The organism is Anaerosinus sp., assembly GCF_965318445.1.
Genome location: NZ_CBDNNH010000017.1, coordinates 62,957 through 76,535 on the forward strand (window position 1 = coordinate 62,957; position 13,579 = coordinate 76,535).

Consider the following 13,579-nt stretch of genomic DNA (forward strand, 5'->3'; position numbering starts at 1 on the left):
TTATATATTTTTTGACAATATTATAGATTTATCCTGCCAATAGTATAGACTATTTTGTTTGATGGCAAACATATTAATTCCTAGATAAATTAATTTGCAAATAAATTTAAAGTAATATTTGCATAAATCATTATAAAGATGTTATCATAAAAATATTTGCTATATAAAATCAATTAAGAATAGGAAGAAGGTTTAAATTTTGAAATTAAAAGGAAATTTGATTTTATTACTTGTCGCTATGATTTGGGGCGTGGCTTTCGTTGCGCAGCGGGCAGGAATGGAATATATTGGACCATTTACTTATACGGGAGTACGTTTTGCTTTGGGGTGTTTCTCCTTGTTGCCACTTTTATATTATTTCCGTGATTCAAAAGAGGAGAAGGATAAGCAGGATAGCAAAACAAGTGCTTGGAAAGTTGGCTTATTTACAGGTTTAATTATGTGTATTGCGGTGTCATTACAGCAAATTGGTTTAATCTATACAACTGCCGGTAAGGCGGCTTTTGTTACGTGTTTATATATTATATTTGTTCCGTTAGTTGGGTTTCTTTTAAAACAGCATATTAGTGGAAGTACATGGTTTGGTGCATTCTTATCTATCATAGGACTATATTTTCTTTGTGTAAAAGAAGGATTTTATATGGAATATGGTGATTTATTGGTTGTAGGAAGTGCTTTTTTTTGGACAGTACATATTTTGGTGATTGATCGTTATGCAAAAGCAATTAATTCAATTCAATTGGCATTTTTTCAGTTTTTCTTTTGTGCTTTATTTAGTGGGATAGTAGCAATCGTGGCAGAAACGATTTCTTTAGCAAGTATTATCGATTGTGCAGTACCAATTGCTTATGGAGGGTTAATGTCAGTTGGTGTTGCTTATACGCTTCAAATTGTAGGTCAAAAATATGCAGAGCCTGCGCATGCTGCGGTTATTATGAGTATGGAGACTGTATTCGGTGCATTAGCAGGTTATTTCTTATTGGGGGAAATTCTTGGAGTAAGAGAGCTAACCGGTTGTACGTTAATGATGATTGGTATGTTAGTGACTCAAATGGGCGGATTTAAACAATTAAAAGAAAAAATTAAACGGTATCAAAATTCGTCTGCTACGGAGTAACTTGGAGGCGTTTTTATGAATTGGCAGAGAAATTTATGGACATTATGTTTTAGTGTTATTTTTTCAGCGGCGAGCTATACGATGATTATTCCGTTTTTACCGGTATACTTACTAGAATTGGGCGTATCGGAAGGCGATATTTCTTTATGGTCAGGTGTAGTATTTTCTGCTAGCTTTTTAATTGCAGCAATTATGGCACCGATATGGGGGCGATCTGCGGATAAAAATGGGAAAAAACGAATGGTTCTTAGAGCTGGCTACAGTTTAGCCGCTTGTTATGTGCTAGGTGCAATTGTAACGAATCCATTACAATTGCTAGGAGTGAGAATTTTGCAAGGATTCGCTAATGGATTTTTGCCTGCCTCATTGGCAATTGTGGCATCAAGTGTGCCAAATGAAAAACTCGGGTTTAGTTTAGGCTGTATGCAGACGGGATTATTGATTGGCAGTATTATAGGTCCTTTGCTGGGAGGAACTTTATCACATTACTTAGGAATGCGTATGGCCTTTTTTGCAGCGGCGGGTGCATTGTTTCTCGTTACGGTTGCAGTAGCTTTTTTGGTACAGGAGCCAGAGAGTACAATAAATAACAATCCAAAGGGTGGTTTGTTAGATGATTTAAAAATAGCTTGTAAAGCAAAAGTAATGCGCGAGTTACTTTTGCTTACTTTTGTCGTTCAATTAGCGATTATGGTATTGCAGCCGATTATTACTCTCTATATTGGAAAGTTGCAAGGCAGTATGGAAGGTGTGGCCTTTACTGCTGGCTTGGTATTTAGTTTAGGTGGATTTGCAGGTGCTTTTTCGGCACCTGTTTGGGGAAGAATTGGTCAAAATAAAGGGTATTTCAATGTATTGGCAATTACTTTTCTTGGTGCAGGGATCTTTTGCTTCCTTCAATTTTTTCCAAAAAACGTTTTTATGTTTGGAGCTTTGCAGTTTATGGTAGGAATTTTTATTGTTGGGATTAATCCGGCCATAAGTGCAATTTTAGTAAATGCAAGCGATGAAGGTTTTAGAGGACGTATATTTGGATTATTGACAACAGCAAATCAACTTGGTTCAATGGTTGGCCCTTTAGTGGGCGGCATGATTGCTACATTAATTGGTATTGAATTTGTTTTTGTTTTTACAGGAACTCTATTGATTCTTATTAGCATTGGTGTATTCATAAGATATATGAAAAAAAATAATGCCTAACTTATCATATCCGTTGCAAATTATTTGGGAATACCATAAAATTATATCAATAGAATATTTTGTAGAATGGTATAGGATTTTAAAAATATATGATGCTCTAAGGAGAAAAGAATGCAAGAAATCGCTTTGTTTGGTACGGTTTTTATTGATATTAAAGGATTTTCAAAGAATAAGTATGACCCAGTTGGGCGTAATGTAGGTAATGTACAGTTTATTCATGGTGGCGTCGGAAGAAATGTTGCAGAAGATATGGGAGTATTAGGAACACCTGTGACTTTTGTAAGTACCGTTGATGATACAGCAATGGGAATAGATGTAGAAAAACGTTTATGGGAATATAATATCAATACGGAATATCTAAAAAAAGTTGAACAAAATGGCATGGGGATGTTTATGGCGATTCTAGATAATAACGGGGATTTAGCAGGTTCGATATCAAGCCCTCCAGATTTCACTTTTTTTGAAACGTTGCTGGAAGAAAAATGTGAAGAAATTATCAAGAGATCTTCTCATGTAGCTCTGGAAATTGATTTAAATCAAAAAATCTCTAGAAAGATTGTAGATACAGCAAATCGCTTAAAGAAGCCCATTTATGGCTTACCAGGGAACTTATCTGTTATTTTAGCTGATAAAGATATTTTAATGGGGATGGAATGTTTCATCTGTAATGATATTGAAGCTGAAAAGATTTTCGACTGCTCTTTTGGAAATGATGATCTTGATTTAATTAAAGCAGAGGTTGAAAATTTTGCTAATAAAATGGAGATAAAATCAATGATTGTTACAATGGGAGAAAAAGGTGCGGTATATTATCAAAAATCAATGGCAGAAGCGGTATATCATAAAGTAAATCCTGTTAAGATGATTGATTCTACTGGAGCGGGAGATTCTTTTTTTTCTGGTGTAGTAAGTGCATTAGTACAAAATAAACCATTGGAAGAGTCTGTTAAGTTTGGTAGTGAAGTAGCGGCTTATACGATTCAATCAGCAGAAAGTACGTGTGTAGGATATAAACTTAAATAAAAGATTGGATTAAGAGAAATGGGATATTTTTGTGGAATTCATGAGTTTTTTTTAGAAAACATTGATGAAACTTATCGACAGTTCGCAGCTAAACTTTTACCGGAAGATACAAATCTTTTGGGAATAAGATTGCCGATTTTGAAAAAAATTGCCCAGGAAATAGCGAATAATGACTGGCGGAGTTTTCTAAGAAAAGAAAATGACTTATATTTTGAAGATTTCATGCTAAAAGGATTTGTTATTGGTAAAATACGTGGAAATATAGAAGTTATTTTGCCTTATATTCAAGAATTTGTGCCTAAGATTAATAATTGGTCTCTTTGTGATAGTTTTTGTGCGTCATTAAAAATTACAAATAAGAATAAAAAAGTAATGTGGGATTTTATACAGCCATATTTTCTGTCATCTCAAGAATACGAAATTCGTTTTGCGGTAGTAATGGCTTTGGATTTTTTTCTTGAAGATGAATATATTGAAAAAGTACTGCAAAGATTAGACTCTATAAAACATGAAGGTTACTATGTAAAAATGGCTGTCGCATGGGCACTCTCTGTTTGTTATATTAAGCATAAGAATCATACAGAAGAATTTTTGGGGAAGAATCGATTGGATGATTTTACATTTAATAAAGCGTTGCAAAAGATGATTGAGTCTCGTCGCGTAAATGCTTGCGACAAAGAAAGACTTAAAATCTTGAAACGTAAAAAAAATACTAATTATTAATTTTTCTCTATTAGGAATTAAAACTTTATTCGGATTGTAGTTGAGCTTTAGATAAATCGGTGATTATAATGTAGCTTTTAAATACAAAATATATTTAAAGTTTTGGTGACTAAATCACAGAAAAATAAATAAATTAGGGTATAATAAATAGTAAATTTATATTAAAGTGAAAAGGGGTTATAAACGTGAGTGTGATGAAAATTACAAAAAGTAACTTTGATGCAGAAGTAATTCATTCGGATATTCCTGTTTTACTTGATTTTTGGGCAGAATGGTGTACGCCTTGTAAAATGCTATCCCCAATCATACATGAAATTGCAAATGAAAATACGGGAAAAATTAAGGTCGGAAAAGTGAATGTTGACGAAGAGCCAGAGTTAGCTACGCAATTCCAAGTAATGAGCATTCCCATGTTAATTTTATTTAAAGAGGGGAAAGCTGTAAATACATCTATTGGATTTATGGATAAAGAAGCAATTAAAAAATTTCTTAAATAAACAAATTTAATACAATATAAAACCGCATCGGTAAATAATATCTACCGATGCGGTTTTATATTGTATGCGAAATTTCTTCTAGTAATTGGATAAATCCTAATAGTGAATTTAAATCTTTTTCATTTAATTGATTGATTTTTTGCATTAGTTTTAATCTTAATGGCGTTATCGTGGTAGACATTAATTTTTCGCCTTTTCCTGAAAGAATCCAAGACCGTGAATAACCATAATTGTCTTCTATTATTTTGGCTAAATGCAATGAGATATTTAGTTTTTTTCCATTAGCTAATAAGTTGATATAATTTGCACTAACACCTACGGTTCTTGCAAAATCAACTTGTTTAATATTTTGCTCTTCCAAGATTAAACGGAGTCGAGTTTGTAAAGTGGGCATAAAATTACTCCTTATCCTTATTAAAGCGGTTAACATGAATTTTATGATAAAAATATAAATAATAAGACTTTTATAAATATATCTTTGTAATTATACACAAAGATATATTTATTTTATTATAATATGCAACAAAGAAATATGCAAAGTAAATTTCCTTAGACATGAAAAATTGGACATTTCTAACTATAGTGATATGCAAATTATAGGGAAATAGTATTGACAGAGATTTATTAAAATTTTTTATCAAATAGTTTAGTTAATCTTATGATTTGGATGATAAAATTTTATCAAAAAATAAGTAAAGAGTTAGAAAATTTATGATTATTGTATAGTAAAGAGAGATTTCATATAAGTTTTGTATAAAATACTTATATGGGATTGACATTTATTTATTTTAAATGGTAATATTTTATATAGTTAGATAAAGTTAGATAAAATCGAGGAGGATGCGCATACTTGGTTATAACGAATGATAAATGTATTAGAGATTTTTTAAGATTTATGTATGAAAAATTGACTTGATAGTCGATGGTTTCATTATAGTATGCGATAGAAGCTTATGCAAAGATTTTCCACGTGCAACCTAAGGGTTGGGATGACTTTAGCACGCAATATATATAACGTAGATGGAAAAATGCTATTAGCGGTAGGAACGGTGCTCGATCAACAATATATTATGAAGTTGAAAAACTTATCTATTCCGGGGGTATATGTACATTTAGGTGACCAAGACTTTGACGTAGAACTTCCGGAAGAGGTTTTGTCAGAAGAAACAAAGATTTTAGCAACAAAAAATTTGTTTCGAACATTTCAAAAATGTCAGTTGACCAATAATTTAGATGTAAAAAAAGTTCAAAAAACAACACAAACAATTATAGAAAATTTATTGCAAAATAAAAACAATGTGCATCAGTTAACAGATGTTCGAAGATATGATAACTATACTTTCTATCATTCGATTAGTGTTTGTGCTTTGGCAACGATGTTAGGGATATTACGTGGATACTCACCTAAACGATTATCTGAGGTTTCTATTGGTGCGTTACTACATGATGTAGGTAAAGTCAAAATATCACCGAATATTCTTAATAAACCAGAAAAATTGACAGATGAAGAAATGCAGGTAATGAAGACTCATTCTGAAGAAGGTTTTAAAACTTTAAGGAAGAATCGTGAATTGTCTGTAGTTCCAATGCATGTTGCCTATCAACATCATGAGAAATTTGATGGGACGGGATATCCGAGAGGTTTAAAAGGTGATTCAATTCATGAATATGCTAGAATTGTAGCTATTGCAGATGTGTATGATGCTTTAACTTCTGATCGAGCATATAAAAAAGCGTGTCATCCGTATGAAGCTTACAAAATTATGATAGAAATGGTAAATAGCCATTTTGATCCTGAACTTTTCGAATTATTTTTTAATCATGTAGCAGTTTTTCCTGTGGGTACAACAGTTATGTTAAATGATGGAGGCTATGCTATTGTAATCGAGATTAAAAACGGTGAGACCTTTACTCCAAAAGTAAAATTTTTAGCTGATTCAAATTATAATAAAGTATCGGGGGAAGTTTGCGTTGATTTGGCAAAGCAAAGTCGGTTCTTTATTACAGATGTTTTAAACGATGTAGAAGTGTTTGATTTGTTAGATAGGACGAAACATGTACGTTTTGCGTAATTTAAAGTATTTTTTCTAACTTGGCTTTATCAAGAAGGATTACTTGACCACGGGATAATTTCACAATTCCTTCATTGGAAAAATATTTTAACATACGTGATACGACTTCGCGGGCACTACTGACGTATTTCGCAATTTGTTCGTGGCTCAAATAAATAATGTCGGAATTGTTTTTTTTACTTTCATTAAGTAAAAATAGGGCAAGACGTTTGTCAAAACTCATAAAGAGAATTTGCTGCATTGCCCACATAACTTCAGAGAAACGACGAATGGTAAGCTTAGAAGCAAAGTTTTCTACATAAATATTTTTATTATATAGTTCTTGAAAAAAGTTTGCATTTAAAAGCAATAATTCGGAATCCTGCTCAGCATCAATATGTACATCAAATGTAATGTTTTTTAAAACGCAGGATGCTGATAAAACACAGACTTCACCAGGGGTTAGGCGATATAATGTAATGTCTCTGCCATCTTCAGAGAGTAGATATACTCTGAGTTCGCCGCTTTTTACAATTAAAATCCCCATACAATCTAACTCTGCATGGTATATATGAGTTCCTTTTTTGTAATGAAGAAGGGCAATGTTATCCATGATTAAACTTTGATCAATAGGTGTTATCTTATCCCAAAAAGTTAATGTATTTCTTACAAAATCGATAGAATTCAATTTAGATCTCTCCCAATAATGCTATGGTAAAGGCAGTATCTTCTGATACTGCCTTTAATTATTTTTTTAAGTTCTTTATATATTTAATGACTTCACGTCCTGCAATTGCACCTTCGTGGACTGCTTTAGCAATTTGCAGCATACCACCGGTACAATCTCCAGCGGCATATAAACCAGGCAGGTTAGTAGCCATTCGTTCATTTACGGCAATATTTCTACCATTTAATGTGACACCAAGTTTTCTGGCTAAATCAGCACTTCCCGCAACTCCAATTGCAACGAATAGACCGTTTATCTTTTGCTCTGCAGCATTTTCAAATTCAATAGAGTCAATGATATTATTTCCGTTTATTTTATTGATTTTAGCGGTATTTACTTTAATAGACTCGGGAACTGAGGTTTTGGGCTCTTTTCCATCAGTAAGTAAAGTTACGGATTTTGCAACTGGAAGTAAGACTTGTGCTTCATGTAAAGCATAATTTCCATGGCCTAATACCGCGACATCTTTACCACGGTAAAAAAATGCATCACATTCTGCACAGTAACTTACCCCTCGTCCCTCAAGTTCTTTTAACCCTTTGATTCGAGGAATAGTTCGTATTGCGCCGGTAGTTAAAATCATTGACGGAGCTTTATATTCACCGTGATTTGTCTTAATAATATATTGTCCATCATAGCCTACGCCGACCACTTCGTCATTTATTATTTCAGCACCTAATCGTTTAGCCTGTGAAATACCTATATCGAGGAGTTCGGTCCCTGAAATAGGTTCGGCAAAACCATAATAATTTTCGATTTTTTCTGCTTTTTCTAAGGAACCGCCATCACGACCGATAATTAAGGTTTTTAGATTTGCGCGGCAGGTATATAATGCGGCAGAAATCCCTGCTGGTCCGTTTCCGATAATAATTGTGTCCATGATTTACACCTCCAATATCTTTATTATAGTTGATGTAATAAATTTCTACTACTTATTATTGGCAATATTTTTAGGATAATGTAAAAGCAATTCTATAAGAAGGATGAAAATACCTTTGAAAAAATTTTAATTATACAATATGTATAATTTTATGAATATTATTACATATTTTGCAGGTTTTTTCCTAGGCGAAAACGAATTAGAAAGAAAATATTTGAAATAATGGGGAACATGATTTTTTTTGTAAAAAGAAAAGGAGTGCTAAAAATGAAGAAAAATATAATGCGGATGTTTATGTTAAGTTTACTCGGAGTAACAATGTGTGTAAGTGGATGTAATAATGGATTAACAGACGAACCAGATAAAGTAGATTTCCCGACGAAACCGATTAATGTTATTATGCCGTTTAGTGCAGGTGGGGGTGGCGATTTGCAAGCTAGAGCTTTAGAAAAATTAGCACCTAAATATCTTGGACAGAGCTTTATTGTTACAAATAAAACAGGCGGTGGTGGGACAGTTGGGTGGAATGAGTTAGCTATATCTTCTGCGGATGGATATACGATAGGGATTAGTGCAACGGAGGTGTTGTTGCAGCCGCTTTATGGAGAGACTAAATATCATTATCCAACTGCCTTGGAACCATTGGCACAGATGTCAACAGCTCCATGCTTAATTGTAGTTAAAGCTGATGCTCCATGGGAAAACCTTACTGAATTAATTAATTATTGTAAAGAAAATCCGAGGAAAGTTAAATTTGGGCATGGGGGAATAGGTGCAACAAGTCATTTAGTTGGACAAATATTTGCCCAAAAAGCCGAGATTGATATTGAGCAGGTGCCATTTCGCGGTGGGGCAGAATCTACTGCAGCATTGTTAGGTAATCATGTACAATTTGTTGTTGCTAATCCAGGGGCACTAATTGAACAGATAAGAGGAGGAACTATTAGAGCATTAGCTGTATCTAGTAAGGAGCGATTAATGAGACCTGAACTAGAACAAGTTCCTACCTTTGAAGAATTAGGGTATGATATTATTTTAGAAAATTGGTATGGGGTAGTAGCACCTAAGGAAATTTCACCCGAAGTTAAAGAAAAATTGGTAAAATCAATAAAAGCAATGATTTTAGATTCGAGTTTTAAAGAAAATGTTGAGCAATTAGGATTCCAAGTAGAATATTTAGATGCAGATCAATCTAAAAAGAAATGGATAAAAGATAGTGAAAATTTAAAGAAAATTTTAGATGATACTGGTGTTTTAGAACAAATTCAGGCCCAGAAGAAATAAAGTGCTTAGAATTTTAGTAAAGGCTGTTTAACTACAATAAAAGTAGAGTAAACAGCCTTTGTTTTATTTTTAGAAAGGATAAACTTTTTTTTTCTGGAATTATTTAAGCAGATGTAAATAGGTTAAATATTTTTGATAATTTATGGTTAGAACAGATTCGTGAATAATTAAATATATTTATGAGGAAGTGGATAAGATGATTCGATTTGGAATTGTTGGTACCAGCTGGATTACAGAGGAATTTATTCGTTGTGCAAAACTTTATCCGGAGTTTAAAATGAGTGCAGTCTATTCGAGAACATTAGAAAAAGCTGACGAATTTGCAAACAAAGTAGGGGCAGAGCATATATTTACGGATTTAGAAGCGATGGCGAAAAGTGATTTGATTGATGCTGTGTATATTGCCAGTCCTAATTCACTTCATGCAGAGCAATCACTATTATTTATGGAACATCAAAAGCATGTATTGTGCGAAAAGCCCGCTTCGGCAAATGTAGAAGAATTGAAAAAAATGATACAAACGGCGAAAGCGAATAAGGTTGCTTTTATGGAGGCGATGAAGTCTATTTTACAACCGGGGATGCAGGCAATTAAAGCAAATCTCAATAAAGTTGGCAAAGTAAGACGCTATTTCGGAAACTATTGTCAATATTCATCTCGTTATGATGCATATAAAGCGGGAAAATATAATAATACCTTTAACCCTGCCTTTGCAAACGGTGCACTAATGGATTTGGGGATTTATTGTATTTATCCAATGGTATATCTTTTCGGCAAGCCGGAATCTATTTTAGCAAGTGCAGTAAAACTTTCGTCGGGCGTTGATGGTGAAACAGCACTTATTTGTCGATATAAGGACATGGATGCAGTCATTATGTTTTCAAAGATAACGGCATCTGCTCTTCCTTCGGAAATTCAGGGGGAAGCTGGGACTTTAACCTTTAGTATTATCAATGAGATTAGTAAGGCGAATATTTATTATCACGATAAAAATAAAAAAGTTGAAGTAGTTGAATTTGATCCAATGCGAGATTATATGTATTTTGAAGCAAAAGAATTTATGGAGATGATAAAAGAAAAACGTATTGAATCAGCAGAAAATTCATTTGAGCTTGCGCTTGCAGTAAGAGAAATTATGGATGAAGTGAGACGGCAGATTGGACTTTCTTTTCCAAACGATATCGTAAATTAGTCATCGGATAAAAAATTTTAGGGATGGGTATAAATGAAGCGAATTGAGAAGATTCACGCATATATAAAAGAAAAATCAAATTTGTATAAGTTTTCTGATTTACAAGGCAGAGTAGGGATAGATGCAGGAAAGATTGCTGAGGATTTAGATATTTTGCGCAATAATGTCAGCATGGAGTTAAATGCACTTTATCGGCAAGGCAAAATCATAAAAATTATGGGAAGACCTGTTTTGTTTTTTGATCGACAGGTGTTAGAAAATTTACTTGGTGAATCTTTAGCAAATTCGACGAATCAAGTAAATTCTATCGAAGAAATTTTACCGAAGCATCAAATGAAAACGCCGTTTGATTATCTTGTAGGAGCAGATAGCAGTCTAAAGAAACAGGTTGAGCAAGCAAAGGCGGCAATTTTATATCCCCCAGACGGACTACATACATTAATCCTAGGGCAAACTGGAGTTGGAAAGACTTTGTTTGCGCATATGATGTATGAATATGGAAAAGCTGTGCATAAATTACCTCCTGAAGCACCGTTTATTACTTTTAATTGCGCAGATTATTATAATAATCCACAATTATTGGTATCCCATATTTTTGGACATGTAAAGGGAGCCTTTACAGGAGCCGATAGTAATAAAAGTGGATTGATTGAATCGGCTGATAAAGGGATATTGTTTCTCGATGAAGTCCATCGTCTACCCCCAGAAGGACAGGAAATGATTTTCTATTTCATTGATACGGGAACTTTTAATAAACTGGGCGAGACAACACGCCATAGAAAAGCAAAGGTTTTAATTATCGGTGCGACAACAGAAGATCCAGAATCTTCATTAACGAAGACTTTTGTTCGGCGTATTCCAAATGTAATCACGATTAAGCCTTTGGCTGAACGCACGATGAAGGAAAAAGTTGATATTATTAAGATTTTAATAGCACAGGAAGTGGAACGGATTCAAAAGCCGGTTAAAATTTCTGTAGAATCTATTAAAGGCTTGATTGGTAGTATTTCTTATGGAAATGTAGGGCAGCTTAAATCCAATATTAAACTGCTTTGTGCAAAAGCTTTTCTTAATAGTATCGATAATCCAAATTATATTGAAATTGATTTTAAAATTCTGCCGACAAAAATTAAAAATGGCTTGTTAACGTTGAGTGCAGATCGCAAAGCCTTGGCAGAGCTGAATACCTATATTAATGAATCTTTATTTGTTGTTCCAGAAGGTGTAAAGAATCCTGTTGATTCTAAAGAAAGCCAAGAAGATTTCAATTTGTATCAAGTAGTTGAAGATAAGGTCAATCTTTTAAAAGGAGAAAATATTAGCGACGAATTAATTAAGCAGATTGTGGCAACAGATGTGAATGTATATATTAAATCGTTTTACCATAAGCAAAATATCAATATGTCAGTACGTGAACGGTTGCTTAAAATTGTAGATAAAAGCTTAGCTGATTTTGCTCAGGAGATTAATACATTAGTACAAAATCGTTTAAATAGAGAATATAAAGAACGATTTCTATATGCATTTAGTTTGCATTTAAGTGCGTTTCTAAAAAGAATTAAAGATGAGGAAGAATTGCCAGATATCGAACTTGAGGGCGGAGTTCCCAAGGATTCATTAGAGTTTAAAGTCGCAATAGAGATTAAGGATAAAATTGAGGAACATTACCATATAGAAGTGCCGAGAAATGAAATTGAATATTTTGCATTATTATTGGTTTCAACAATGGAAGATGAAAAAGATGAAAAGGTTGTTATTATTGTCGCAGCACATGGGAAAAGTACAGCTGCCTCAATGGTAGAAGTCGCTCAGGGGTTATTTGGTAGTAATGATGCAAATTTAATAGCTATTGATATGCCTTTAGATATAAATCCTAAAGACATTCTCGAAAAAATGATTTGCAAACTAAATGAATTAAATTATCAAGAAGGTGTTTTATTACTGGTTGATATGGGTTCTTTAGCTAATTTTGGAACGTTGATCATGGAAAAGCTTCCAGTCAAGGTTAAGACGATTGATATGGTGTCAACGCCATTAATTTTAGAGGCAATGAGAAAAGCTGATATTGTGGGGATGGATTTAGATAGTATTTATGACTCGCTAGTGAATTTTAAAGGTTATGATATTGACTTTACTGCACCAGAAGAAAAGGCAAAAGAAGTAATTATTACTATATGCACTTCTGGTGAAGGTGCGGCAGTAAAGCTGAAAGAACTTATTGAAGAAGAATTAGACAGCATTACAAATCGAAAAGTTGATGTAATTCCTATTGGTGTTAATCAGATGAAATCAAGTATACTTGATTTAGAAACAAGTTATAAAATTATTGCTGCGGTTGGCATGGTAAAGCCACCACTAGATATTCCCTTTATCCCCTTGGAAAAAGTAATCAGTGGTGAGGCTAAAGATTTTTTGCGTAAAATATTAAAAAGCGATTTAAAAATTGTCAAAAACGATAAGAATGTTGTGGTACGGAATTTATGTGAAGAATCTTTAGAAAAGTTTTTAACTTATTTAAATCCAAAAAAGATTATGAGTGTATTAATAGACTTTCAAAGTGTATTAGAAAAAGAATCAAAACGAAAATGGAATAATCCACTTAGAATTCGTTTAATTGTTCATTGTGGTTGTGCATTAGAAAGAATGGTCGTTCAAGAGGGGCTAAAATATCAGGGGGAAATTGATGAGGTTGATACACTGAAGGTTAAGATGATAAAAAAGGCCGCAAGTGTATTTGAAAAAACATTGAATATCATATTAAGCGATGATGAAATTTATTACATGGCGCAAATGTTTTAACTTTTCGATACACTATCTTGGGGAAATACTGAGATAGTGTATTTTTCTATTTTAAAATAGTGTATTAATAAATTTTAAGATAGTGT

12 protein-coding genes are annotated in these 13,579 nt (G+C 33.2%); 9 read left to right on the forward strand and 3 right to left on the reverse strand.

Annotated elements, in window-relative coordinates; all coding sequences use genetic code 11:
• Nucleotides 1-199: 199 nt before the first annotated feature.
• The 5 genes from ACWZFG_RS08020 (at nt 200) to trxA (ending at nt 4,560) form a co-directional block, all read left to right on the forward strand.
• A complete protein-coding gene (locus tag ACWZFG_RS08020; RefSeq protein WP_455577381.1) occupies nt 200-1,117 on the forward strand; it encodes a DMT family transporter in 918 nt (305 codons plus the stop codon).
• A gap of 15 nt (nt 1,118-1,132) precedes the next feature.
• Entirely contained in the window at nt 1,133-2,317 is a 1,185-nt protein-coding gene (locus tag ACWZFG_RS08025; protein WP_455577382.1) for an MFS transporter, read from the forward strand.
• Between the two features lie 111 nt (nt 2,318-2,428).
• A complete protein-coding gene (locus ACWZFG_RS08030; RefSeq protein ID WP_455577383.1) occupies nt 2,429-3,340 on the forward strand; it encodes a PfkB family carbohydrate kinase in 912 nt (303 codons plus the stop codon).
• A gap of 18 nt (nt 3,341-3,358) precedes the next feature.
• Complete coding sequence (locus ACWZFG_RS08035) at nt 3,359-4,063, forward strand: DNA alkylation repair protein (RefSeq protein ID WP_418627300.1); 705 nt, start codon at nt 3,359-3,361, stop codon at nt 4,061-4,063.
• Between the two features lie 194 nt (nt 4,064-4,257).
• Nucleotides 4,258-4,560 (forward strand): thioredoxin, encoded by a 303-nt coding sequence (trxA, locus tag ACWZFG_RS08040; RefSeq protein ID WP_434064772.1) that lies wholly within the window; start codon nt 4,258-4,260, stop codon nt 4,558-4,560.
• Nucleotides 4,561-4,615: 55 nt separating this feature from the next.
• Here trxA and ACWZFG_RS08045 read toward each other — a convergent pair whose 3' ends face one another.
• The gene (locus ACWZFG_RS08045; protein WP_418627301.1) at nt 4,616-4,954 is read right to left on the reverse strand and encodes a helix-turn-helix domain-containing protein; all 339 of its coding nucleotides are present in this window, start codon (nt 4,952-4,954) and stop codon (nt 4,616-4,618) included.
• A gap of 559 nt (nt 4,955-5,513) precedes the next feature.
• Between ACWZFG_RS08045 and ACWZFG_RS08050 the strand changes: the two genes are divergently transcribed.
• Nucleotides 5,514-6,632, forward strand: a complete 1,119-nt coding sequence (locus tag ACWZFG_RS08050; RefSeq protein ID WP_147670006.1) for an HD-GYP domain-containing protein — start codon at nt 5,514-5,516, stop codon at nt 6,630-6,632.
• Nucleotide 6,633: 1 nt separating this feature from the next.
• On the opposite strand, the gene ACWZFG_RS08055 is transcribed toward ACWZFG_RS08050, so the two are convergent.
• Nucleotides 6,634-7,299 (reverse strand): Crp/Fnr family transcriptional regulator, encoded by a 666-nt coding sequence (locus ACWZFG_RS08055; RefSeq protein ID WP_418627302.1) that lies wholly within the window; start codon nt 7,297-7,299, stop codon nt 6,634-6,636.
• A 58-nt stretch (nt 7,300-7,357) separates the two neighbouring features.
• Nucleotides 7,358-8,218: an NAD(P)/FAD-dependent oxidoreductase gene (locus tag ACWZFG_RS08060; RefSeq protein WP_418627303.1), complete on the reverse strand. Its 861-nt coding sequence runs from the start codon at nt 8,216-8,218 to the stop codon at nt 7,358-7,360.
• Nucleotides 8,219-8,485: 267 nt separating this feature from the next.
• On the opposite strand from ACWZFG_RS08060, the gene ACWZFG_RS08065 reads away from it, so the two are divergent.
• The 3 genes from ACWZFG_RS08065 to ACWZFG_RS08075 all read left to right on the forward strand — a co-directional run bounded on the left by ACWZFG_RS08065 (nt 8,486) and on the right by ACWZFG_RS08075 (nt 13,493).
• Entirely contained in the window at nt 8,486-9,502 is a 1,017-nt protein-coding gene (locus ACWZFG_RS08065) for a Bug family tripartite tricarboxylate transporter substrate binding protein (RefSeq protein ID WP_418627304.1), read from the forward strand.
• A gap of 196 nt (nt 9,503-9,698) precedes the next feature.
• On the forward strand, nt 9,699-10,694 hold the full coding sequence (locus ACWZFG_RS08070; RefSeq protein ID WP_455577384.1) for a Gfo/Idh/MocA family protein: 996 nt from the start codon (nt 9,699-9,701) through the stop codon (nt 10,692-10,694).
• A 33-nt stretch (nt 10,695-10,727) separates the two neighbouring features.
• Complete coding sequence (locus ACWZFG_RS08075; RefSeq protein WP_455577385.1) at nt 10,728-13,493, forward strand: sigma 54-interacting transcriptional regulator; 2,766 nt, start codon at nt 10,728-10,730, stop codon at nt 13,491-13,493.
• The last annotated feature ends 86 nt before the right edge of the window (nt 13,494-13,579 follow it).